This is a genomic window from Hymenobacter guriensis, from assembly GCF_015773195.1.
Taxonomy (GTDB): Bacteria; Bacteroidota; Bacteroidia; order Cytophagales; family Hymenobacteraceae; genus Hymenobacter; species Hymenobacter guriensis.
The window spans coordinates 140446-162571 of the sequence record NZ_JADWYK010000003.1; the positions used below are offsets into that span (position 1 = coordinate 140446).

The following is a 22126-nucleotide window of genomic DNA, read 5'->3' on the forward strand; positions in this document are numbered from 1 at the left end:
TTTGTTTTAAGTCATATTCCAAGCTAACAAAACAGCCTGTAACGGTTAAGCCGTAGCGTCAGGCTGACTGAAATAGTCGAGCAGAATACGGGCTTTGGCTTTGCCTACTTCGGCTATCAGCTCCGCCTCCGACAGTTCTTTGATTTTCTTGACCGACTTGAATTTGGTGAGCAGCTTATCGGCCGTAACGGGGCCAAGGCCTTTGACGTCGGTAAGCTCGGTTTTGAGCGTGGCGGCGTCGCGGCGGGAGCGGTGGAAGGTAATGCCAAACCGGTGAGCTTCGTCGCGCATGCGCTGGATCAGGCGCAGGGTTTCGCTTTTCTTGTCGATATAAAGTGGCAGCGGGTCGTTCGGGACGTATATTTCCTCCAGCCGCTTGGCAATGCCGATAATGGGAATCTGGCCCCACAGACCAAGGTCTTTCAGCGCTTTTACGCCCATACTCAGCTGCCCTTTGCCACCATCCACTATCACTAGTTGCGGGAGGCTGGTTCCTTCGTCGAGCAGGCGGCGGTAGCGGCGCGTCACGATTTCGTACATCGAGTCGAAGTCGTTGGGGCCTACCACGGTTTTGATATGGAAGTGGCGGTAGTCCTTTTTGCTGGGCTTGGCGTTGCGGAAGCACACCATAGCCGCTACCGGATTGTCGCCCTGGAAGTTGGAGTTGTCGAAGCATTCGATGTGCTTAGGCAGCTCCGTCAGGCGTAAATCCTTCTTCATGGTCTCCATGATGCGCACCTCATTCAGGTCCTTGCTCCGGTCGTTCATGCTTTCTTTTTCCTTGCGCAGGTACAGCACATTCTTGATACTGAGCTCCATGAGCTTGCGCTTGTCGCCGATCTGGGGCTGGGCAATGCTGACGCCGGGCAGGGGCAGGCCGGGAATCGGCACGTTGGTCAGGATTTCCTTTGACTCGCTTTCAAACTCCTCGCGCATCTGCATAATCAGTGAGGCCAGGATTTCCCCATCAGGCTCGTCCAGCTTCTTCTGCACTTCGAGCGACTGGGTGAGGATAATGCTGCCATTCATCACCTTGAGGTAGTTGATAAATGCCGACTTCTCGTTGGCCGCAATGCTGAACACATCAATGTTGGACAAGGCCGGATTGACAATGGTGCTTTTCGACTGAAACTCGTCGAGCCGGTCGAGCTTCTGCTTGAACTGGTGAGCAAGCTCGTACTGCTGCTCCTGGGCGGCCAGCGTCATCTTCTCGCGGAAGTACTGCTTGGGCAGGCGCAGGTCGCCGTTCAGGATTTGCTTGATCTGCTGGATGTACTGGTTGTAGGTTTCTTCATCCTGGAGTCCTTCGCAGGGGCCCTTGCAGTTGCCCAGGTGGTACTCCAGGCACACCTTGAACTTACCGGTTTCAATATTCTGCGGCGACAGGTTGTAGGTGCAGGTGCGCAGCGGGTACAAGGCCCGGATTAGCTCCAGCAGCAGGTTCATGCCCGTGACGTTGGCGTAGGGGCCGTAGTAGCGGCCCTGGCCGGGTACTTTGTTGCGGGTCGGAATCAGGCGCGGAAACCGCTCGTTGGTGAGCAGCAGGTACGGATACGTCTTGCCGTCCTTGAGCAGGATGTTGTACTTGGGCTGATGCTGCTTGATAAGGTTGTTTTCGAGCAGAAAGGCATCCGATTCCGAGTCCACAATGGTGAATTCGATGCGGCGGATGTTCTTCACCAGCTGCTGGGTTTTCTTGTTGTGGTCCTGCTTGGTGAAGTAGCTGCTCACCCGCTTGCGCAGGTCAATGGCCTTGCCTACGTAGATAATCGTGTCTTCCTCGCCGAAGTACTTGTAGACGCCAGGGCGATGGGGAAGCTGGCGGATTTGGTCTTGCAGCTCAGGGTTGGCAGCCATAGAAACACAAATTTGGCAATGGTACGGTGCGCTTTTGGGAGAAATCAGCCGCCGTACGCAGTAGGTAAAAAGGGTACGTAACCCAGTAAGGGCCAGGTTCAGAACCGGCCGTAATTCCGGAATACTACAACAAAAAACGAGGCCGGGAAGTCCCGGCCTCGCAGAGGCAATTTGCCAAAATCCGCTGAAATCTGCGCGGGTCCGTGGTCCTAGATGTCCTGGTCGTCCAGGTCGCCGAGGTCTACCTGGTTTAGTTTCTGCTCGTAGGGAATCGTGTCGCGCTGGCCGCCGTAGTAGCGGGAACAGTCGATTTCGATGCTGAGCGGCTGCTGAGGCAATGGGAAGTCCTTGGTGCTGATGCCTATTTCCTTGTTGTTCTTATACACCTGCTTCATGAAGATGCCATAGATAGGCAGCGCCAGGCGGGAACCCTGCCCGTAGGCCCCCGTGCGGAAGTGAATGCTCCGGTCTTCGCCGCCCACCCACATACCACATACCAAGTCGGGCGTGAGGCCCATAAACCAGGCATCGGAGTAGTTGGACGTGGTGCCGGTTTTGGCCGCAATCTGGTAGGGGAAGTTGAAGCCGCCGCGCAGGATAATGGACGTGCCGCCTTTCTCTTCCACCGCGCCGCGCATCATGTAGGTCATCAGGTAAGCCGTTTCCTCGCTGAGCGCCTCCTTGGTCTGGGGCACGAATTCGCGCAGCACATTGCCGTTCTTGTCCTCAATGCGCATCACCATCATCGGCGCCGTCCACACGCCATGGTTGGCAAAGGTGCCGTAGGCGCCCGTCAGCTCGTAGATGCTCACATCGGAGGAGCCGAAACCTACGGCCGGCACCGCTTCGATGGGAGAGGTGATGCCGAGGCGCTTGGCGTAGGCTACCACGGTTTCGGGCCCCAGCTTTTGCACCAGCCAGGCCGTGATGGAGTTCATGGAGCGGGCCAGCGCCTGCCGCATCGTGAAGGTTCGGCCCGAGAAGCTGCCCTCAAAGTTGCGGGGCGTGTAAGGCGGCCGACCGGCTACGGCCGGGAACGTAGTAGCTACGTCGGGACGCTGGTAGCACGGGGAGTAGCCCTGGTCAATGGCGGCGGTGTATACGAAGGGCTTGAACGTGGAGCCGGGCTGACGTTTGCCCTGCTTTACGTGGTCGTATTTGAAGTACTTGTAGTTGGTGCCGCCCACCCAGGCCTTGATTTGCCCGTTGAGCGGGTTCATGGCCATAAAGCCCGCGTGCAGGAAACGCTTGTAGTAAGCCAGGGAATCCATGGGCGACATAGTCACTTCCTTCTCGCCCTGCCAAGTAAACACCTTCATCTTGTACTTCTTGTTGAGGTAGTACTTGATGGAATCGGGCTGGCCTTCATAGCGGGTCGCCAGGGACCGGTACCGTTCCGTGCGCTTGATGGCCGTATTCAGAAAGCCGGGAATAACTTTGCCGTTCTCGTCGCGCCAGGGCAGCTGGCCTTTCCAGTGCGTGTCAAACCAACGCTGCTGCAGCTTCATGTGGTCGGCAATGGCGGTTTCGGCATACTTCTGCATCCGCGAGTCAATCGTGGTGTAGATTTTCAGGCCATCGGCGTACAGGTCGTGGTCGGTTTCCCGGGCCCAGTCGCGGAGCATCTTGCTTACTTCTACCCGGAAGTAGGGCGCAATGCCTTCGTTCTGGTTTTCCACGTTGTAGCGCAGCACAATCGGCTTCACGGTGTCGGCCTGAAGCGCCTGGGCATCCATGTAGCCATACTTGTGCATCTGGCGCAGCACCCAATTGCGGCGCATTTTGCTGCGCTGGGGGTTAAACTTGGGGCTGAAACGGCTGGGCGCGTTCAACACGCCTACCAGAGTGGCTGCCTCAGGGCGTGTCAGGTCCTTGGGCTTCTTGCCGAAAAACGTCTTGGCCGCCGTGCTGATGCCGAAAGCGTTGGAGCCATAGTCCGTCACGTTCAGGTACATGCGCATGATTTCGCGCTTGGTGTAGCTGCGTTCCAGCCGGATGGCCAGAATCCACTCTTTGGTTTTGGTGATGAGCATGCGTACGCCCGGCACGTCGTTCAGGCGGCCGTCGCTCAGATCCTCGCGGGTATGAAACAGCACTTTGGCCAGCTGCTGGGTGAGCGTGGAGCCGCCGCCACCGCTGCCGCCCGTAAGCAGGCCCGCCGCTACCCGGCCGGTGGCCTTGGGGTCGATGCCGGAATGCTCCTCGAAGCGGGCATCCTCGGTAGCAATCAGAGCATCTACCAGGTGCTGGGGAAGGTCTTCATACTCCACCGGTGTGCGGTTCTCGCGAAAGTATTTGCCCATCAGTACGTTGTCGGACGAATACACTTCCGAGGCCAGCTCGCTTTTAGGATTCTCGAGCGTTTTCAGGTTGGGCATCCGCCCAAACAGATTCAGGAAGTTGGCGCTGACGGCCCAGATGTAAAACAGAAACGCCAGCAGGCCGATGCCGAACAGCGTCCACAGCGTACGAATAAAGGCCGCGAAACGCCCAGAGCGGGCCGGCTTGCGCAAGCCCGATGGTTTTCGGGCAGCAGAATATGCCATTGGATAAAGAAGTAAGTCAACCAGCGCAACTGGCCGGAAAGCCGGCTCAGCGAATGAGGTAGCGCGCCCGCAAAGTTACGGACGATATGCTTGCTGGTAGAACTGCTCGTATTCGGCCACGTTCTGGCGTTGGAGCAGCACCGGCAGGTTCTCAATACCTACAACCAGGGTTTGGTAACCCACGCCCCGCAGCCGGCCCAACGGACTCTGGGGGCCGCGCAGTTTCAGGGCGTAGCTTTGCGCTACTTTGGCCCCGGCCAAGGACTGGACCACTACGGCCACCAGCGAGTCGCCGAGGGGCTGCTGCTGCACCTGCAGGTTGCTGGCCCGGAAGTAGCGGCTGTGGTAGGCAGCAAGCTGAGCGGGCAGAGTAGCCAATAAAGGAGCGTCTTTAGGTACAACCAGCACCACCGCATGGTTGGCGCTTAGGTTGGTAGCGTAGGGCGCTGCCGGAGCTGTAGGAGCCGGGTCGGGGCCGCCGGGGGTAGCTGTGGCCGGGGCAGGTACCGCCTGCGCCGGAGCCGCCGGCGTATTGGTGGCTGGCGAGGCTACGGTAGGTGGCGTTGTAGTGGGCTTCTTATCATTTTGGCCGGCTGCCGGAGCTGCAGAAGCTGCCGGGGTTGTCACCGGCATGTTGGGCGCCGGGGTAGGCGCAGCAGGCTTGGGGACCACCACCGGCGACTCATTGGCTCCGTAGAAAATGCGCATGCGGTTGTCTACCTCGCCGGGGCGGAAGTACGATACGCGGGGCTTTTCGGTGGAGGCCAGCGCCCCGGGCAGGCTGCCCTGCTCATACCGGTCGAAGGTGGCCAGCAGGGTTTGGGCGTCGGTATTCAGGGCACTGTTGGGGTAGTCCTTCACAAACTTCGCTACCTGCGCCTTGGTAATGATGGGTGGCTGGGTGCGTAGGGCCAGCAGCACACCCAGGTAGGCTACCCGGTCGTTGTAGTCACTTTCGGGATAAAGCTTGCGGGTGCGCTCCAGCACCTTGGCCGTTTTCTTGAACTCCTGCTTTTTATAGAGGGCAAACGCCGAATCCAGCTGCACGCTCACGCCTGCATTGGCCACCGACATGCGCCGCAGAAACTCGGGGTCGGCCACCAGCCGGGCGTAGGAGGAAGTCGGATATTCCTGGCGCAGGCGCTGGGCATACTGCTCGGCCTTGGTATCTCCGGCGGCCTGATACTGCAGAAAAAGGCTGTAGTATACTTCCGGGGTGTGCTTGCCGCCGGGGAAGCGGGTCAGCAGCTTTTCGTAGGTTTCGGCGGCGCGGGCGGGTTCGCGCAGCTGCTGCCCGTAGATGCCGCCCAGCGCAAACAGTGCTTCTTGCGTCAGTTGGTTGGATGCCTCCAGCTGCTCGGAGCTCAGCGGAATGCTCTGGCGGTACTGGGCTACCAGCGTGGCGGCCTGCTGGGCTGGGCTGAGGACCGCCGCGGCGGCGCTTTCGGCATTTACCTGAGTAGCGTCGTTGCCGGCCAGCGAAACCGGGACGTTGCCCCCGCGGGCCGCTGCCGGGGAGGCGCTGGCTACGCTGGTTACGCGCCAGTTGTCCTGCAACGGCCGGTCGCCCCAGCGGCGTACAAACTCCGAGCGGGCCGTGCTGAGCGAAGTTGGGTTGTCGAAATACCATTGGGCGCCGGTGTTGGTATTGGCAAAGGCAAATGGGTCGATGTCGGGGTTGCCGGAGCGCACGTTGCTTATGCCAGTGCCCGTCTGGCGCCGGTCGTCCCGCTCGCGCTGGGCCGCCAGGCGCTTTTCCTCGGCGGCTTTGGCGGCCAGCTCGGCCTCAGCATAGCCCGTTAGGCGCACCCGAAGCGCAGCCGTGTCCAACCGGGCCAAGGCCTGCAGGCTGTCCTGCGTTTCCACAATGGTCAGTTGCTTGGCGAAGTCTTGCAGGATGGTGCTCCGCTCCGCTATGGCCGCGTACTGCGGCGACTCGCGCGACAGGTTCTGCACTGTGCTGTCGTAGTAGGCCGCGGCGGCGCGGTACTTCTGCAGGTTTTCGTAGTTGATGCGGCCAGCCAGCAAATAGGTGTACGACTTCTGGGCTTGGTTGCCGCCCCCGGCGCGGGCCGATTTTTCCAGCAGCTTCAGGGCCTCGGGGTAGCGCTGCTGGCGGTATTCCAGCCGGGCCATTTCGTAGTAGATCTTGTCGCCGTACTCCTTGTTCTTCGTGTCTTTTAGGAGTTTGGCGAAGTATTTATCCAGCCGGGCGCGGTCGTTCTGGTTCAGGTCCGATACCTGGCCCAGCATCAGCTTGCTGTAGAAATCCAGCTCGTAGGGCGGGTTGCGTTTCAAAATCTGGTTGAGCTGCGCGTAGGCCTTCTTATCGTCGCCCTGCTCCTGGTAAAGCTGGGCCAGCACGTAGCGCGTGCGTGACTGCTCGTTTTTGGGCGTGATGTAGGGCAGTGCCTTCTCCAGGTTCTCAATGGCCAGCTTGGGGTTGTCGGTCCGCAGGTGGTACTCGGCGCGGGTCGTAAACAGGGCGCGGGCGTTGCGCTCCGTGCCCACTTCCTTGTCCAGAATGTCGGACACGGCCGAGGCACTTTCGTACTCTTTCAGCGCCAGAAACGTGCGCATCAGCCAGATCAGGGCTTCGTGGCGGGCGTGCGGGTCTTTGCTGGTTGTGTTAACATACTTGAAGGTCTTCACCGCGTCTTCCAGCTCACGCTTGTAGTAGCGCGCTTTGCCTACTAGGATGTAGCTGTCGTCGGTCCAGTCGGAGCCGGGGTGATACTGGATGGGAATCGAGGTCTTCTTTATAATATCCTCCATATCCCCCGCTAGCTTCACGGCCGTGAGCGAGTCGATGGTAGGAAAAAGGGGCAGCACGCGGTTGTAGTCGTTGAGGCGGCCTTTATCGAGGTCGGCCTCCACCGTGCGCATCTTTTCCCGCGCCAGGAAGTAGGCGTTGTCGCGGGCCACAACGTTCTGGTAAGCGCGGCCGACGGGCCCCCGCTCGGAGGCGCAGCCAGCTAAGCCAGCGGCCAGCACCAACGCCGCCAGGGGCCAGAAAAGAAGACGGGAAAGCAGAGTTCGGGTCAAAACAGCAGAATAATCAGATGCCGAAGCAATAAAGCAGTAACGGGCCAAACGACCGGATTTGTTCAGTCGTCTACCTGCTCCGGGCTACAACGTCGCACATTGGGTAAAAGTACGCTTTTTCCCGACCCACTTTGGATGAAACCGGCAACCATACCTCAGCCGCCCAAAATCCGTACTTTCGGCTGCCCGTCACTTTTACTTGGTTTGCTATGTCTGACTCGCCCACACCGCAGGATTCCCGCTCAACCGGCAGCACATTTGGCAAGTTTGCCGGTGCCGGTATGCAGATGCTGGCCATTATTGGTCTGAGCACCTGGCTGGGCGTGTGGCTCGACGGGCGCTACCACAGCAGCCCTTGGGCTACGGTGGGCCTAAGCTTACTGGGTATCTTCGTTGCCCTATACCAGGTTATTCGGGCAGTATCGGAGAAGAGTTAATGTGGAGAATGTGGTTGAATGTGCTAATGTGGAGAATGTGTCTCGCATCAGCATATTCAACCACATTCTCCACATTAGCTAAGCGCAGCACCTTAACCCACAGGATTAACCCTTACCTTTGCCGGCCCATCATCTTCCGGTATAGCCCTTGCTTCGCTTTCTTCGCAACTTGTTACTGTTGGGCTTGCTCTTATACGGGAGCCTGTACCTGCTGAACGCCCGCTATGGCGAAGCAGCGGTGCATCCGCTGGCTGGCTACATTCTGGGCTACTTTGCCTTGCTCACGGGCACCATCTACTGGACGACGGCCCGGATGGTGAAAGCCAACCCCGAGAACTTCATGGCCGCCTACTTCGGCTCCATGGTGCTGCGCATGTTTTTGAGCATCGGCATCGTGCTGGTATACCTATATAGAGGGGGCGCGCACGAAGGACGGGGTACTTACACCTTCTTGGGGGCCTTCTTTCTTGGGTATTTTATCTTTACTGGGTTTGAAGTCTGGAGCGTTCTGACTAACTTGCGCCCGTTTTCAAAACCGGGTGAACCTGCCGTTTAGGTTCCCGCTCCGCCCCACCCTAAGGTCTTCTGAATGAAGCGCTTACTGATAGCCCTCTTCTGTGTTCTTTCTTTCCCTGTTTTTGCTCAAGAGCAAACGGCTTCCGTCCACGAGGCTAACAAAGAAGAAGAGGCCTTCAACGCCGGTGAGCTGATCCTGCACCACGTAGGCGACGCCCACGAGTGGCATTTCTTCGGTGAAGAAGGTGAAGGTCCACACTTCACGCTCCCGCTGCCCGTTATGGCGTACCAGCCCGGCAAAGGTCTGTCGGTTTTCTCCTCGCACCATCTCTACCCTGAGGGCACTGTGCACGAAGGCCTCAAGCTGGAGCACGAAACCCTCGAAGCCGTTGACGGCAGCAAGGTTTACGACCTGTCCATCACCAAGAACGTAGCTTCCCTGCTGTTGAGCGTGGTGCTGCTGATTGCGGTGTTCTTCACGGTGGCCGGCGGCTACCGCAAAAACCACGGCCACGCACCCAAGGGTGTGCAATCCTTCTTCGAGCCCATCATCATCTTTGTGCGCGACGAAGTAGCCAAAAAAGCTATTGGCCCAAAGTACGAGCGGTACCTGCCGTACCTGCTCACCATCTTCTTCTTTATCTGGTTCAACAACCTGCTGGGCTTGCTGCCAGGCGCGGCCAACCTCACCGGTAACTTGGCCGTGACGTTCCTATTTGCCTTCCTCACGCTGCTCATCACCACGTTCAGCTCCAATAAGTACTACTGGTCGCACATTTTCTGGACGCCTGGTGTTCCACTGTGGCTGCGTCCGATTATGATTCCGGTGGAGCTCATTGGCGTGATTTCGAAGCCTTTCTCTCTGATGGTTCGACTGTTTGCCAACGTCACGGCCGGTCACATCATCATCCTGAGCTTCATTGGACTGATTTTTATCTTCAATGACATCAAGATTGCGCCGCTGTCCATAGCTTTTGGCTTGTTCATCAACGTGCTGGAGCTGCTGGTAGCCATTCTGCAGGCCTACATCTTCACGCTGCTTACGGCCATGTACATCGGTGGGGCGGTGGAAGAGCACCACGACCACGACTATGGCATCGGCGGTGACGATGCCGACGCACCGCTGCACGTTTCGGGCGGCCACGCGCACTAAGCTCCAAATTCCCCCTTTTTTTCTGCGTTTTTTCTTCACACATTCTTCAAACTCTTTGTCTTATGCTGCTCTCTCTGTTGCTGCAGGTTGTTAATGCTGTTGGTCTGGCTGTAATGGGTGCCGGTATCGGTGCCGGTCTGGCTATTCTGGGTGCTGGTCTGGGTATCGGCCGCATCGGTGGCTCGGCCATGGAAGCCATCGGCCGTCAGCCGGAGGCCTCCGGCAAAATCCAGACGGCTATGCTGATCGTAGCTGCTCTGGTAGAAGGTGCTGCTCTGTTCGCAGTAGTAGTCTGCCTGCTGATTGCCCTGAAGCTTCAGTAGAGAATCTGCCAGACCCGATTCGCCGGCTGGGCTCGTCTGTAGCCCGGCCGGTGCATCGGGTTTGTGGTTTCTTTGGGTTGAAGTGGTCAGATGAAGCCTGGGCCCCGCGCCCAGTCGTCTGCCTTCATTATTCACCGATTTAGCTGAGCCCTGATGCTTACCAACCCTAGTATTGGCCTGCTGTTCTGGCAGCTGGTCATTTTCCTGATTCTTCTCTTCCTGCTCACCAAGTTCGCTTGGAAGCCTATCCTTAGCTCCCTGCGCGAGCGGGAAAGCTCCATCGAAGGTGCGCTGCGCATGGCCGACCAGGCCAAGCTGGAAATGCAGGAGCTTAAAGCCGGCAACGAAAAGCTGCTGGCCGAAGCCCGCATGGAGCGCGACCGTATTCTGAAGGAAGCCACCACGGTATCCAACCAGCTCATTGAGCAGGCCAAGACCAAGGCAACCGAAGAAGGCAACCGCATGATTGTGCAGGCCCGCGAAGCCATTCAGAACGAGAAAAATGCTGCTCTGGCCGAGGTGAAAAACACCGCTGCCAAGCTGTCCATCGACATTGCGGAGCGCATCCTGCGCCGCGAGCTGGCCGACCAGCCCGCTCAGCAGCAGCTCGTGGACTCGTACCTGAAGGAAGTAAAATTGAATTAGTAGTGAGTATTAAGTATTGAGTAGTGAGGTTCGGTCAGCCGGATAACACCTGTCTCAATACTCACTACCAACTACTCAATACTAAAATCAATGTCTGAACAACGAGTTGCTTCCCGCTACGCTAAGTCCCTGCTGGACCTGGCTGAGGAGCGCGGGACGCTGGCGCAGGTGAAAGAGGATATGGACTTGTTCAGCAAGACGCTGGACGAGAACCGCGACCTGCGCCTGCTGCTGCGCAACCCCATCGTGAACCACGATAAAAAGCTCGCCATTCTGCGGGCGGTGTTCGGGGGCAAAGTGTCGGACCTCACGGAGAAGTTCTTCACTATCGTCACCCAGAAAAACCGCGAAAGCGCCCTGGAATTCATTGGCTCCGAGTTCCGGACCCAGTACAACCAGCTGCGTGGCGTGCAAACGGCCGAAGTAACCACGGCTACCCCGCTGGATGCGCCCACGCGCCTGCAGGTAGTGCAGATGGTGCGCGAGCAAACCGGCCTCCAGCAGGTCACCCTCACCGAGAAAGTAGATGCCTCGCTCATCGGCGGCTTTGTGCTGCGCGTGGGCGACCAGCAGATCGACGACTCGGTACGTTACCGCTTGCGCAAGCTGCGCAGCGAATTCTCGAAGAACCCCTACCAATCCCAACTATAATCCACCATGGCAGAAGTACGTCCGGATGAAGTATCCGCCATTCTGCGGGAGCAGTTGTCCAACTTCAAAACCGCCGCCGAGCTCGAAGAGGTTGGTACGGTACTGCAGGTTGGCGACGGTGTAGCCCGCATCTACGGCCTGGGCAATGCCCAGTCGGGGGAATTGCTCGAATTTGAAAATGGCCTCCAAGCCCTCGTGCTCAACCTGGAAGAAGACAATGTAGGTGCCGTAATGCTCGGCGACTACAGCGAAATCCGGGAAGGCGCTACGGTGCGTCGCACCAATAAAATTGCCTCTATCAACGTCGGCGAAGGCATTGTGGGCCGCGTGGTGAACACGCTGGGCCAGCCCATCGACGGCCGCGGCCCCATCCAGGGCGAAACCTACGATATGCCCCTGGAGCGTAAGGCTCCCGGCGTAATCTACCGCCAGCCGGTAACCGAGCCCATGCAAACGGGTATCAAGGCTATTGACGCCATGATTCCGATTGGGCGCGGCCAGCGTGAGCTGATCATCGGCGACCGTCAGACGGGAAAGTCGGCGGTGGCTATTGACACCATCCTGAACCAGCGCGAGTTCTTCGACCGCGGTGAGCCAGTATTCTGCATCTACGTAGCCGTAGGCCAGAAAGCCTCCACTGTAGCCCAGGTAGTAAACTCCCTGCAGCGTGGTGGTGCTATGGACTACACCGTAGTGGTTTCGGCTTCGGCTTCGGATCCGGCTCCTATGCAGTTCTTTGCTCCCTTCACCGGTGCCGCTATCGGCGAGTTCTTCCGCGACACGGGCCGTCCCGCCCTGGTGGTGTACGACGACTTGTCGAAGCAGGCGGTGGCTTACCGCGAGGTGTCGCTGCTGCTGCGTCGTCCTCCCGGACGCGAGGCTTATCCCGGCGACGTATTCTACCTGCACAGCCGCTTGCTGGAGCGCGCCGCGAAGATCAACGCTTCCGACGTTATTGCCCGCGACATGAACGACCTGCCCGAGAGCATCAAGCACCTCGTGAAAGGCGGCGGTTCGCTCACGGCACTGCCCCTCATCGAAACCCAGGCAGGTGACGTTTCGGCGTATATCCCCACGAACGTAATTTCGATTACGGACGGGCAGATCTTCCTTGAAACCAACCTCTTCAACTCGGGTATCCGGCCAGCCATCAACGTAGGTATTTCGGTATCGCGCGTGGGGGGTAACGCTCAGATCAAGTCGATGAAAAAAGTGGCTGGTACGCTGAAGCTCGACCAGGCTCAGTTCCGCGAACTGGAGGCCTTCGCCAAGTTCGGCTCCGACCTCGACGCCTCGACCAAGCTCACCATTGAGCGGGGCCGTCGCAACCTCGAAATCCTGAAGCAGCCCCAGTTCTCGCCCCAGAAGGTAGAAGATCAGGTAGCCGTGATTTACGCCGCTACCAACGGTCTGCTCGACCAGGTGCCCGTAAACAAGGTGCGCGAGTTCGAAAAGGAGTTTGTACAGGTGATGAACACCCGTCACCCCGACGTGCTGAAGTCCCTGAAAGCCGGCAAGCTGGATGACACCATCACCAACGCCATCCGTCAGGTAGCCAAAGACCTGTCGGCGGTGTACGCCAATAAGTAATTCATTAGTTGTCAGTTGCCGGTTGTCAGTTGTCAGGAAGAAGGTGCCGTAAGGCCGCTTCACTAAAACTGACAACCGGCAACGAGCAACTGACAACTCATTTTCACGAGAATGGCTAGCTTAAAAGAAGTTCGGAACCGCATCGTATCGGTGCAGAGCACGCAGCAAATCACCAAAGCCATGAAAATGGTGGCGGCGGCCAAGCTGCGGCGGGCTCAGGACAACATCCTGCGCATGCGCCCCTACGCTCAGCGGCTCAACAGCATTCTGAGCAACCTTACCGGCCTCACGGGCGGCGAGGTAGTGAGCGAGTACGCCGTGCAGCGCGAGGTGCGCCGCGTGCTGGTCATTGCCATTACCTCCGACCGGGGCTTGGCCGGTGCCTTCAACAGCAACATCTTCAAGGGGGTGAACCAGCTGCTGCGCGAGCGGTATGCTGCCCAGGCTGCCGCCGGGACCGTAACCTTCATGGCCATCGGTAAGAAGGCCCACGACTACTTCGCTAAGCGCGGTCCGTTGCTGGGCAACTATCAGCACGTGTTCGGCAAGCTGTCGTTTGATACTGTGCGCGAAGCTGCTGAGGCCGCTATGGAAGGTTTCCGCACCGGCCAGTTCGACGAGGTAGTGATGGTGTACAACGAGTTCCGCAACGTAGCCACGCAGATTGTGCGCGCCGAGCAGCTGCTGCCGCTGGTGCCTGCCGAGCCTGCGGCCACGGCTACTGCTGCCTCAAACGTGGACTACATCTTCGAGCCATCGAAGGAGGAAATCGTGCAGACCCTGATTCCACAGTCTCTGAAGGTGCAGCTCTACAAGGCCGTGCTGGAAAGCAACGCCTCGGAACACGGTGCCCGCATGACGGCTATGGACAAGGCAACCGACAACGCTGGTGAGTTGCTCAAGTCGCTCAAGCTGACGTATAACCGTACCCGTCAGGCGGCCATTACCACCGAGATTCTCGAAATCGTAGGTGGGGCCGAGGCCCTGGCGTCAAGCCGGTAGTTTTCCTGGCTTTTACTACAAGGCCCGCTTCCGGAAGGAGGCGGGCCTTTTTTGTTCGATAAAGAACGTGTCATCTACCTAACTCGAGCGTCGCGGCGCCTTTTGTTGTTCTCTCATTGGTGAAGGTATGTGCTTGACTTGCCCTTATAGCGGGACTGATGAAAGGCAAGCATGCTCTTGCAGCCGGCTACAGCTGCATGTACTGGCGCCTGGCCAGCGCCTTATCGGGGCGGGGCGCGGTAGGGGTATCTTCCAAGAGCTCGTAGACCTGCTCAGGCGTGAGCTGGGTAAAGTCCTTGATGACGGTAAGGGGAGCCTGAAACTGACCGGCCCTGAGCGTGGTGCTCACGCCGATGCAGCGCATACGGGCCCGGTAAGCGGCCTGCTCACCCAGAATGGCATCCTCGAAGACCACGCACCGCTCGGGTGGCACGCCTAGCTTGCGGGCCGCCACGGCAAAGGTATCGGCGTGGGGTTTGCCGTTGGGTACGTCGGCTTTGCCCACAATCACATCGAAGTAGGAACGCAGGTGCAGGTGGTCGAGAATGTAGCCGATGGTTTCGGGAGCGGAGCCGGTGCCCAGCGCTAGGCGAAAGCCGGCGGCGCGGGCGGCCTGCAGGAAGGCCGTAAGGCCCGGCAGCTCGCGGCGGTGGTTCCAGTAGAGGGTACGATACAGGAACTCCCGCTGGGAGGCGTACTCCTCCAGCTGCTTCTTGGGCACAGGGTGGCGAAATACGGTTTGCAGAATGTTGGTGGCCGGCATGCCGTTGAGGCGGGCCAGCAGCCGGCGGGCGTTGGTGGTAAGGCCATGCTCGCGGAACAGCAGCTGGAAGGCCCGCGCCTGGTAGCGGGTGTTGTCGACGAGGACGCCATCCATGTCGAAAAGGAGGGCGTAGGGAGCAGAATCGGCCATGAGCAGGAAAGCAGGAAACAACAGGGAAGGAGCGGGGCGCCGCCTGCTGCCTGTACGCGCCCATCACCAATTTGGCTGCCCGGGGTGCAACTCCGGCCCCGGGCCAGTATCTTTGCCCCTGCCCGTAGCTGCCGCTGTTTGCCTGGCGGCCGGGCTGTTCACCCTGTTGTCTGCTGATTTGAAAAAGCATTTGTGTTTGCTGCTGCTGGCGGCGCTGGCCCTGCCCGGGCTGGCGCAGAAAAAGACGGCTCCGCTCGACCGGCCCCGGCTCGTGGTCGGCATCGTGGTAGATCAGATGCGCTACGACTACCTGTACCGCTACTGGGAAAAGTATGGCGACGGGGGCTTTAAGCGCCTGCTCAGCCAGGGCTTCAGCTACGAGAATACCCATTACAACTACGTGCCTACCTACACTGGGCCGGGCCACGCCAGTATCTATACCGGGACCACACCCTCGGTGCATGGCATAGTGGGCAACAACTGGTGGGTGCGCGAAGACAGCAAGGCCACCTATGTGACTGAAGACAAAAGTGTGAAAGCCGTAGGCGGCTCGGCCGCGGCCGGGCAACAGTCGCCCAAGAACATGCTTTCCACTACCATCACCGACGAGCTGCGCCTGGCTACCAATTTTCAGAGCAAGGTGATAGGAGTGTGCATCAAGGACCGGGGCTCCATTCTGCCGGCCGGGCACGCGGCCAATGCCGCCTATTGGTTTGACGGGGCCAATGGGGCCTTCATCACCAGCACCTTTTACCAAACCACGCTGCCAGGCTGGGCCAGCAAGTTCAACGGGGAGTTGCACGCAGCCGAGTACCTAAGCAAGCCCTGGCAAACGCTGCTGCCCTTGAAGGATTACACCGAAAGCACCGCCGACGATGCGGTATGGGAAGGCGCGTTCAAGGGCGAGGCCAAACCGGTGTTTCCCCACGACCTGCCCAAGCTGAGCGGGGTGGACGTGGCCGCTGCCCGGGCCGGACTCCGGGCCGGCGTCGATGCCTCAGCCGCAAGCAAATCGGCCACCTACGACCTGATTCGCTCTACGCCCTTCGGCAACTCGCTTACGCTGGACTTTGCCCTGGAAGCCCTGAAAAACGAGCAAATGGGCTTGCGCGAGGTCACGGATTTTCTGGCCCTGAGCTTCAGCAGCACCGACTACGTAGGCCACCAGTTCGGCCCGAACTCCATTGAGGCCGAAGACACCTACCTGCGCCTCGACCGTGACCTGGAGCGCCTGCTCAACTACCTGGATGCCAACGTAGGCAAAGGCAAAGCGCTGGTGTTCCTCTCGGCCGACCACGGCGCGGCCCACGCCCCCGACTTCCTGCTGGAGCACGGGGTTCCGGCTGGCAACGTGGGCTCCAAGCTCATGCGCGACTCCCTGCAGCACGAGCTGGTGCGCCGCCACGGCCCCGGCCAGTGGGTGCTTAGCTTCGAAAACCAGCAGGTGTACCTGAACCGTCCGCTGCTGGCCCAGAAGAAGCTGGACTTGGCGGCCTTCCAGCGGGAGGTAGCCAACGTGATGCTGCAGTTTGCGGGCGTCACGCGCGCCATCACGGCCGAAGACCTGGAAAAGTCGCACTGGGAAAGCGGGATGCTGATGTACCTCGAAAACGGCTTCTTCCCCAAGCGCAGCGGCGACGTGCTGGTGGTGCTGGCCCCGGGCTGGCTCGAATCCTACACCTTTCCGGTGAACCGGGGCACCACGCACGGCTCCTCCGGCAACTATGATACGCACGTGCCGCTACTTTTTTGGGGTTGGCACGTAAAGCACGGCGAGTCCAGCCGCGCGGCCCAGATTACCGATATTGCGCCCACCCTAGCCCGGTGGCTGCACATCCAGGAACCCAACGGCTGCACCGGCCAGCCCTTGCCCGAGGTGCTCGGCTTCTAGTTGTCAGTTGTCAGTTGTTCGTTTCAGGGCCGGGTGCCACTTCCTGGCACCCGGCCCTGAAACGAACAACTGACAACTGACAACGAATAACAAACAACTGACAACGAACAACTAACAACTCATACAGAGAATGGCCCACTTTAACCCCTGGCACGACGTAGCGCGCGGCGAAGACGCCCCCCACGTAGTTAATGGCATCATTGAAATTCCGAAAGGCTCGAAAGGCAAGTATGAGCTCGACAAGGAAAGCGGCCTGCTCAAGCTGGACCGGGTGCTGTTCTCGGCCGTGCACTACCCCGCCGCCTACGGCTTTATTCCGCGCACCTACTGCGACGACAACGACCCGCTCGACATCCTGGTGCTGTGCTCCGTGGACATTGTGCCCATGTGCCTGGTAGAAGCCAAGGTGATTGGAGTGATGCAGATGGTGGATGGCGACGAGGAAGACGACAAAATCATTGCCGTAGCTGCCCACGACATTTCCGTGAACCACTACAACGACCTTGATGACCTGCCCCCGCACACCCTGCGCGAGATGCAGCGCTTCTTTGAGGACTACAAAGCTCTGGAGCACAAGCACGTAAGCGTGGAGCGCTTTATGGGCCGCGAAGAAGCCTACAAGATTGTAGAGAAAAGCATTGCGCTCTACAACGAAACCTTCGGGCACACCACGCAGGACGCTCCGCAGTCGGCCGGCGTGGAGCTGTAGCCCACTGCAGCGGTGCCGAAACGTCCCCGTCTGGCCTGGCGCCGGGCGGGGACGTTTTGCGTTGGCAGCACGAAGCTCCACCGTACCCTTTGCCGACGGGCTACGTACCGGCTGCTATGCCCTCCAAACCACCCAAAAATTCCGTTCTGCGGTTTCTGTATGAGAATAGCCTGCTGCTGACAGGCTCCGTCCTGGTGCTGCTCACGCTGGTAGGGCAAGCCCTTACCGGCTGGCACGAGTACAACGACGACCTGGAGCAACTGCAGCTGCCGGCTCTTTCACTGGGCCAGTACCTGGGCTCAGGGCACTTCCTGGAAGCTGTTTTCGAGAACTGGGAAAGCGAGTTCCTGCAAATGGGGCTCTACGTGCTGCTCACCATCTGGCTGCGGCAGAAGGGCTCTTCGGAGTCGAAAAAGCTCTACGAGGAGGAGGAAGTGGACCGGGAGCCTAACCCGTACCAGGAAGATGCGCCCGGCCCGGTAAAGCGCGGGGGCTGGCAGTTGACCTTGTATAAGAACTCCCTCACGCTGGCGTTTCTGCTGCTTTTCATCGTCTCGCTGTGGCTGCACGCCAAGGGCGGCACCGAGGTCTACAACATCGAGCAGCAGCACGAGGGGCAGCCCACTATCACACTCTGGCAATACCTGGGCACCAGCCGGTTCTGGTTTGAGTCGTTTCAGAACTGGCAGAGTGAGTTTCTGTCCATCGTTTCTATTGTGGGTCTGTCCATTTTCCTGCGGCAAAAAGGCTCCCCTGAGTCGAAGCCCGTAGATGCCAGCCACAACGAAACCGGCCAGTGAGCCGGCCGGCTGCGTATCTTCGCCGGTGCGTAGGCCCTATTAGTTGCGCCCCCGGTGGGTATGGATTCAGCCGACTCTTCTTTTCCGCCCGCGGCCCACGCGCCGGCCTGGCTGCCGGCGGCCATCAGGCCAGCGGTGGATGCGCTGCTTTACAGCAGCGTGCTGGTAGCAGCTGCTGCTGCCAGCCTTACCGCGTCTACCGGTCTGTTCTGGCAGCAGCCGTTGTCGCCGCGCCTGGGGTTGTTCGTTTTCGCAGCCACATTGTTCCTGTATAACCTCGACAGCATCCTGCCCTACAAGTACGCGCAGCCAGCTCTGCTCTCGGCGCGCAAACGCTGGATGCTGGCTCATCGACGGATTTTACTGGCTTTGGCTTTGTTGAGCCTGGCCTGCGCCGGGTGGTTGTTTGTGGCCGGGCTGAGCTGGCACCTGCTGGCATTTCTGGGACATCTGGCGGCCGTGTCGGTGTTCTATTCTTTGCCGGTAGTGCGCTGGCGGCAGCGGTGGCGCAGCCTGCGGGAGGTGCCCTTGCTCAAAGGCTTTCTGATTGCCTACGTGTGGGCGGCCGTGAGCGTGTGGCTGCCCGCCCTGCACCTGGGCAAGGCGCTGGCCGATCCGGTGGTGCTAATTCTGTTCGGGCGGCGCTTCCTGTTCATCCTGGCCCTCACCTTCGTGTTTGATATCCGCGACTACACCAAGGACCGTCTGAGCGGTACCCGCACCTTTCCCGGCGTATTTGGCATCCGGGCGGCGCAGGTACTGGCCTTGCTGGCCTTGCTGGGAGCGGCGTTGCTGGTTCCCCCGGGCCTGACCGGCGCGCCGCTCGGCGTATTCACGCTGCCGCTGGTGCTGGCCGCGCTGGTCGTCATTTTTGCCCGCGAAACCCGCTCCGACTACTACTACGCCCTCCTGGCCGATGCCGTGATGCTGGGGCCGTGGCTGACTGCCTGCTGGCTGCCGGGGTGAGGCAGACTTCAGAAACCGCTGGGCGTTACCAGCTTCTGCAAGGCCGGCCCCAGGTGCGTCACGATGTCGCCGGCAGCCAGGCCCATTTCGCCCAGCTGCTGCGCGGCCAGGTCGCCGGCCCGGCCGTGGGCATACACGCCCACCAGGCAGGCATCCAGCGCCGATAGTTTCTGGGCCCTCAACGCCGTGAGCAGGCCCGTCAGCACGTCGCCGCTGCCACCGGTGGCCATGCCCGCGTTGCCGGTGGTGTTGAAGTACAGGTCACCGGCCGGGGTGCCCACGCAGGTATGAGCACCTTTCAGCACCACGTAGCACTGATGCCGGTGGCAGAACGCGCGCAGCAGCTCCAGGCGGTGGTAGTCGTGGCAGGCGGGTTGGGTGAGGCGCTCAAACTCCCTGGGGTGGGGCGTGAGGATAGCGTCGGGCGGCAGCAGATCCAGCAGCGCCCGATTCGCGCCCAGCAGGTTCAGCGCATCGGCATCCAGCACCAGCGGCACGGTGGCCGTGCGCAGCAGCTTTTCCAGCGCGGCGTGGCTGTCGTCATGCTGCCCCAAACCGGGGCCGATACCTACGGCGGAGTACGGTGCCAGATCGGGCAAAGAAGTTACGTGCTCCTGTCCAATCCCGGGCAGGGCCATAGCCTCCGGCACCGCTGTTTGCACGATATCGTAGCCGACTGTAGGAACGCCTAGCGTGAGCAAGCCCACGCCACCGTGCAGGCAGGCCCGGGCGGCCAGCACCGCCGCACCCACCTTACCGTAGCTGCCTGCCAGCAACAGTGCGTGCCCATAAGTACCCTTATGTCCGAACTTCTGCCGGGCCGGTAGGCGGTTTGTCAACAGTTTTAAGTCGATAGTGTGGTTATCCACAGGGGTATTGTGGATAAGTCCCTCGTCCAGGCCAATCGGCAGCACTTCCCATAGGCCTACAAACTCCGCGTTCTGCGGCAAAAAGAAAGCAAGCTTGGGCAACTCAAAGCTGACGGTGTACCGCGCCCGCACCACCACGCTGCCAGCAGGCTGAGGTGCGTCGGTGAGCAGGCCCGAGGGCATATCCACGGCCACGATGGAGGCAGCCGAGTGGTTGATATGTTGCACCACGGTAGCGGCCTCATCGGTTAATGGCCGACTCAGGCCCGTCCCGAACAGGGCATCCACCACCACTGCCGAGGCCGGCAGCTCGGGGAGGCTGCGGGTGTTCAGCTCCGCGCACGGCACTTCCGGGGGCAGGCGGTGGCGGTTAGCGGTGAAGTCGGCGGAGTCGCGGGCGGCTGGCAGCAGCCATACACGCACCGGCTGGCCGGCTTGATGGAGCAGGCGCGCCGCCGCCAGCCCGTCGCCGCCGTTGTTGCCGGGCCCGCAGAAGATGTGCACTTCCCGCCCGGCGCTCAGCCGGTTCAGCAGCCACTCCGTGAAAGCGGTGGCGGCCCGTTCCATCAATTCCAAGGACATAATGCCTTCGTCTTGAATGGTGGCCTGATCGAGGGCGCGGGTTTGGGCAGCGGAAAGGATTTTCATATTCTGGCTATACTTGGAATCTGGTTTCTCAGATACACTATGCGCCCTATCCTCTGGTGGGCAACTCTGCCCTTGATGGCAGCCTGCTCCGAACATCGTTCCCCCACCGAAACCAAAGCGGCCGTACCAGCTGTGGCTAAGAATGTCTCCGCTGCTTTCGATTCAACGACCGTTAAGAATCTGCCACTCAACCAGCTGCCCGCTGGCGTACCACGCCAACCGGGGCAGGTGCTGGAGCTAAAGCGTTGGATGGATGCCAACGGCCCGAATCTACTGCGGATAAGCCGCTCCTCCGTCCAGACGCTGCCCGCCGGCCTTGACGACCCGAACGATACACAATCGGTGAGTTTATACGCCCGCCAGTATGTGCAGCGGGCTGGCAAATGGGAGGAGCTATGGCACTTGCAGGATGCAGTGGAGCAGTGCGCCTTCGACATGTGGCTGGGCCCGGTTCCCGGCGCGGCGGCCATTACTGACCTCGACGTAGACGGGCGCACGGAAACCACGCTGGTTTATAAGCTGGTGTGTCGTAGCGACGTAAGCCCGGCTGACCTGAAGCTAATTATGCGCGAAGGCTCCGCCAAATACGCCCTGCGCGGCCATACCGTCGTGCAATACGACTCGGTGCCGGCTGCCCAACGCATACCCGCCAATGCCTGCTGCCTCGATACCATCAGCGCGGCGCGGCTGGAAGAGGAGTACGAACTGCTGATGGGCCGCTACGAAACAGAAAAAGCGTTTCGGCAAGCTCCGCCAGCCTTTTTGCGTTTTGCCCGGCAGCACTGGCGACGGTGGGTTGTAGAGCAGGAAATGGGGCAGCTGTAGCTGGCATAATCCAGCGGAAGAAAACTTCTGGCACGGCCCCGGCGTTTTCAGAATACTTCTAACTGAACACTGCCTTTTAATATGCAAACCTGGAACGACGTTATCCGGCTGGCCAACCACGGCAGCCCGGCCCCCGATAAGCGCGTAGAAAAAACCAATGAAGAGTGGCGCCAGCAACTCACGCCCCAGCAGTACCATGTCACGCGGGAGCACGGCACCGAGCGGGCCTTCACCGGTGAGTACTGCGAAGCCCACGAAGCCGGCCTCTACGCCTGCGTGTGCTGCGGCACCCCGCTCTACGACTCGCGCACCAAGTTCGAGTCGGGCACGGGCTGGCCCAGCTTCACCCAGCCCGTTAAGGACAATGCCCTGCAGTACAAGAAAGACACCAGCTACGGCATGACGCGCGTGGAAGTGCTCTGCAACACCTGCGACGCCCACCAGGGCCACGTCTTCCCCGACGGCCCGCCGCCCTCCGGCCTGCGCTTGTGCATCAACTCAGCCAGTGTCAAGCTGGTGGCTGAGCCGCAAACAGCAACTGCGCAGTAGGCTCAGCCACATCAAGCGAAGCCGCCGCTGGCCTCAGGCCGGGGCGGCTTTTTGCTGCCTGGGAGCAGACCAAAATTTCTCCCGACTTTCGCACCCCACCCACCTGTAGCAGTTATCCGTTGTTAGTAACCAGAAGCCAGCTGTTGATTGGCGACTGACAACTGAAACCAGGCAACTGATAATCCCACCCC

Annotated in this window: 19 protein-coding genes; 14 read left to right on the forward strand and 5 right to left on the reverse strand. The window is 59.9% G+C overall.

Annotated features, from left to right (window positions below; genetic code table 11):
* Positions 1 to 45: 45 nt before the first annotated feature.
* The 3 genes from uvrC to porW all read right to left on the reverse strand — a co-directional run bounded on the left by uvrC (position 46) and on the right by porW (position 7448).
* Positions 46 to 1857 carry an excinuclease ABC subunit UvrC gene (gene uvrC, locus I5L79_RS06560; protein ID WP_196954233.1) on the reverse strand — a complete coding sequence of 604 codons (1812 nt, stop codon included), beginning with the start codon at positions 1855 to 1857 and terminating at the stop codon, positions 46 to 48.
* Positions 1858 to 2066: 209 nt separating this feature from the next.
* Positions 2067 to 4403: a penicillin-binding protein 1A gene (locus tag I5L79_RS06565; RefSeq protein WP_196954234.1), complete on the reverse strand. Its 2337-nt coding sequence runs from the start codon at positions 4401 to 4403 to the stop codon at positions 2067 to 2069.
* Between the two features lie 75 nt (positions 4404 to 4478).
* Positions 4479 to 7448 (reverse strand): type IX secretion system periplasmic lipoprotein PorW/SprE, encoded by a 2970-nt coding sequence (porW, locus tag I5L79_RS06570; RefSeq protein WP_196954235.1) that lies wholly within the window; start codon positions 7446 to 7448, stop codon positions 4479 to 4481.
* A gap of 209 nt (positions 7449 to 7657) precedes the next feature.
* Between porW and I5L79_RS06575 the strand changes: the two genes are divergently transcribed.
* The 8 genes from I5L79_RS06575 to atpG all read left to right on the forward strand — a co-directional run bounded on the left by I5L79_RS06575 (position 7658) and on the right by atpG (position 13765).
* Entirely contained in the window at positions 7658 to 7885 is a 228-nt protein-coding gene (locus I5L79_RS06575; RefSeq protein WP_196954236.1) for an AtpZ/AtpI family protein, read from the forward strand.
* Between the two features lie 178 nt (positions 7886 to 8063).
* Positions 8064 to 8441: a hypothetical protein gene (locus I5L79_RS06580; RefSeq protein WP_196954237.1), complete on the forward strand. Its 378-nt coding sequence runs from the start codon at positions 8064 to 8066 to the stop codon at positions 8439 to 8441.
* Positions 8442 to 8474: 33 nt separating this feature from the next.
* Complete coding sequence (gene atpB / locus I5L79_RS06585; protein ID WP_196954238.1) at positions 8475 to 9554, forward strand: F0F1 ATP synthase subunit A; 1080 nt, start codon at positions 8475 to 8477, stop codon at positions 9552 to 9554.
* Positions 9555 to 9616: 62 nt separating this feature from the next.
* Entirely contained in the window at positions 9617 to 9877 is a 261-nt protein-coding gene (gene atpE, locus I5L79_RS06590) for an ATP synthase F0 subunit C (RefSeq protein WP_044511419.1), read from the forward strand.
* A gap of 153 nt (positions 9878 to 10030) precedes the next feature.
* On the forward strand, positions 10031 to 10522 hold the full coding sequence (locus I5L79_RS06595; RefSeq protein ID WP_196954239.1) for a F0F1 ATP synthase subunit B: 492 nt from the start codon (positions 10031 to 10033) through the stop codon (positions 10520 to 10522).
* 90 nt (positions 10523 to 10612) lie between these two features.
* Positions 10613 to 11173: an ATP synthase F1 subunit delta gene (gene atpH / locus I5L79_RS06600; RefSeq protein WP_196954240.1), complete on the forward strand. Its 561-nt coding sequence runs from the start codon at positions 10613 to 10615 to the stop codon at positions 11171 to 11173.
* 6 nt (positions 11174 to 11179) lie between these two features.
* Positions 11180 to 12763: a F0F1 ATP synthase subunit alpha gene (atpA, locus tag I5L79_RS06605; RefSeq protein WP_196954241.1), complete on the forward strand. Its 1584-nt coding sequence runs from the start codon at positions 11180 to 11182 to the stop codon at positions 12761 to 12763.
* A gap of 111 nt (positions 12764 to 12874) precedes the next feature.
* On the forward strand, positions 12875 to 13765 hold the full coding sequence (gene atpG / locus I5L79_RS06610) for an ATP synthase F1 subunit gamma (RefSeq protein WP_196954242.1): 891 nt from the start codon (positions 12875 to 12877) through the stop codon (positions 13763 to 13765).
* A 187-nt stretch (positions 13766 to 13952) separates the two neighbouring features.
* On the opposite strand, the gene I5L79_RS06615 is transcribed toward atpG, so the two are convergent.
* Positions 13953 to 14678: an HAD family hydrolase gene (locus I5L79_RS06615; RefSeq protein ID WP_196954243.1), complete on the reverse strand. Its 726-nt coding sequence runs from the start codon at positions 14676 to 14678 to the stop codon at positions 13953 to 13955.
* Positions 14679 to 14790: 112 nt separating this feature from the next.
* Here I5L79_RS06615 and I5L79_RS06620 point away from each other — a divergent pair, with 112 nt between their 5' ends.
* The 4 genes from I5L79_RS06620 to I5L79_RS06635 all read left to right on the forward strand — a co-directional run bounded on the left by I5L79_RS06620 (position 14791) and on the right by I5L79_RS06635 (position 19044).
* On the forward strand, positions 14791 to 16569 hold the full coding sequence (locus I5L79_RS06620) for an alkaline phosphatase family protein (protein ID WP_231402879.1): 1779 nt from the start codon (positions 14791 to 14793) through the stop codon (positions 16567 to 16569).
* Between the two features lie 130 nt (positions 16570 to 16699).
* Positions 16700 to 17278 (forward strand): inorganic diphosphatase, encoded by a 579-nt coding sequence (locus tag I5L79_RS06625; RefSeq protein ID WP_196954244.1) that lies wholly within the window; start codon positions 16700 to 16702, stop codon positions 17276 to 17278.
* Between the two features lie 116 nt (positions 17279 to 17394).
* A complete protein-coding gene (locus tag I5L79_RS06630) occupies positions 17395 to 18078 on the forward strand; it encodes a DUF6766 family protein (RefSeq protein ID WP_231402881.1) in 684 nt (227 codons plus the stop codon).
* Positions 18079 to 18138: 60 nt separating this feature from the next.
* Positions 18139 to 19044, forward strand: a complete 906-nt coding sequence (locus I5L79_RS06635) for a UbiA prenyltransferase family protein (protein ID WP_196954245.1) — start codon at positions 18139 to 18141, stop codon at positions 19042 to 19044.
* An 8-nt stretch (positions 19045 to 19052) separates the two neighbouring features.
* Here I5L79_RS06635 and I5L79_RS06640 read toward each other — a convergent pair whose 3' ends face one another.
* On the reverse strand, positions 19053 to 20561 hold the full coding sequence (locus I5L79_RS06640) for an NAD(P)H-hydrate dehydratase (RefSeq protein WP_196954246.1): 1509 nt from the start codon (positions 20559 to 20561) through the stop codon (positions 19053 to 19055).
* A 39-nt stretch (positions 20562 to 20600) separates the two neighbouring features.
* Here I5L79_RS06640 and I5L79_RS06645 point away from each other — a divergent pair, with 39 nt between their 5' ends.
* Together I5L79_RS06645 and msrB are read left to right on the forward strand one after the other, a co-directional pair.
* Positions 20601 to 21386 (forward strand): M949_RS01915 family surface polysaccharide biosynthesis protein, encoded by a 786-nt coding sequence (locus I5L79_RS06645; RefSeq protein ID WP_196954247.1) that lies wholly within the window; start codon positions 20601 to 20603, stop codon positions 21384 to 21386.
* Between the two features lie 81 nt (positions 21387 to 21467).
* A complete protein-coding gene (gene msrB / locus I5L79_RS06650) occupies positions 21468 to 21935 on the forward strand; it encodes a peptide-methionine (R)-S-oxide reductase MsrB (RefSeq protein ID WP_196954248.1) in 468 nt (155 codons plus the stop codon).
* Positions 21936 to 22126 lie beyond the last annotated feature (191 nt).

Bases quoted from the DNA above. Each gene is read 5' to 3' on its own strand.
- I5L79_RS06635 (WP_196954245.1), top strand. From the start codon at position 18,139: ATGGATTCAGCCGACTCTTCTTTTCCGCCCGCGGCCCACGCGCCGGCC.
- I5L79_RS06565 (WP_196954234.1), bottom strand. From the start codon at position 4,403: ATGGCATATTCTGCTGCCCGAAAACCATCGGGCTTGCGCAAGCCGGCC.
- I5L79_RS06645 (WP_196954247.1), top strand. From the start codon at position 20,601: ATGCGCCCTATCCTCTGGTGGGCAACTCTGCCCTTGATGGCAGCCTGC.
- I5L79_RS06595 (WP_196954239.1), top strand. From the start codon at position 10,031: ATGCTTACCAACCCTAGTATTGGCCTGCTGTTCTGGCAGCTGGTCATT.
- msrB (WP_196954248.1), top strand. From the start codon at position 21,468: ATGCAAACCTGGAACGACGTTATCCGGCTGGCCAACCACGGCAGCCCG.
- I5L79_RS06630 (WP_231402881.1), top strand. From the start codon at position 17,395: ATGCCCTCCAAACCACCCAAAAATTCCGTTCTGCGGTTTCTGTATGAG.
- uvrC (WP_196954233.1), bottom strand. From the start codon at position 1,857: ATGGCTGCCAACCCTGAGCTGCAAGACCAAATCCGCCAGCTTCCCCAT.
- atpA (WP_196954241.1), top strand. From the start codon at position 11,180: ATGGCAGAAGTACGTCCGGATGAAGTATCCGCCATTCTGCGGGAGCAG.
- I5L79_RS06640 (WP_196954246.1), bottom strand. From the start codon at position 20,561: ATGAAAATCCTTTCCGCTGCCCAAACCCGCGCCCTCGATCAGGCCACC.
- atpB (WP_196954238.1), top strand. From the start codon at position 8,475: ATGAAGCGCTTACTGATAGCCCTCTTCTGTGTTCTTTCTTTCCCTGTT.
- atpH (WP_196954240.1), top strand. From the start codon at position 10,613: ATGTCTGAACAACGAGTTGCTTCCCGCTACGCTAAGTCCCTGCTGGAC.
- I5L79_RS06625 (WP_196954244.1), top strand. From the start codon at position 16,700: ATGGCCCACTTTAACCCCTGGCACGACGTAGCGCGCGGCGAAGACGCC.
- atpE (WP_044511419.1), top strand. From the start codon at position 9,617: ATGCTGCTCTCTCTGTTGCTGCAGGTTGTTAATGCTGTTGGTCTGGCT.
- I5L79_RS06575 (WP_196954236.1), top strand. From the start codon at position 7,658: ATGTCTGACTCGCCCACACCGCAGGATTCCCGCTCAACCGGCAGCACA.
- I5L79_RS06615 (WP_196954243.1), bottom strand. From the start codon at position 14,678: ATGGCCGATTCTGCTCCCTACGCCCTCCTTTTCGACATGGATGGCGTC.
- atpG (WP_196954242.1), top strand. From the start codon at position 12,875: ATGGCTAGCTTAAAAGAAGTTCGGAACCGCATCGTATCGGTGCAGAGC.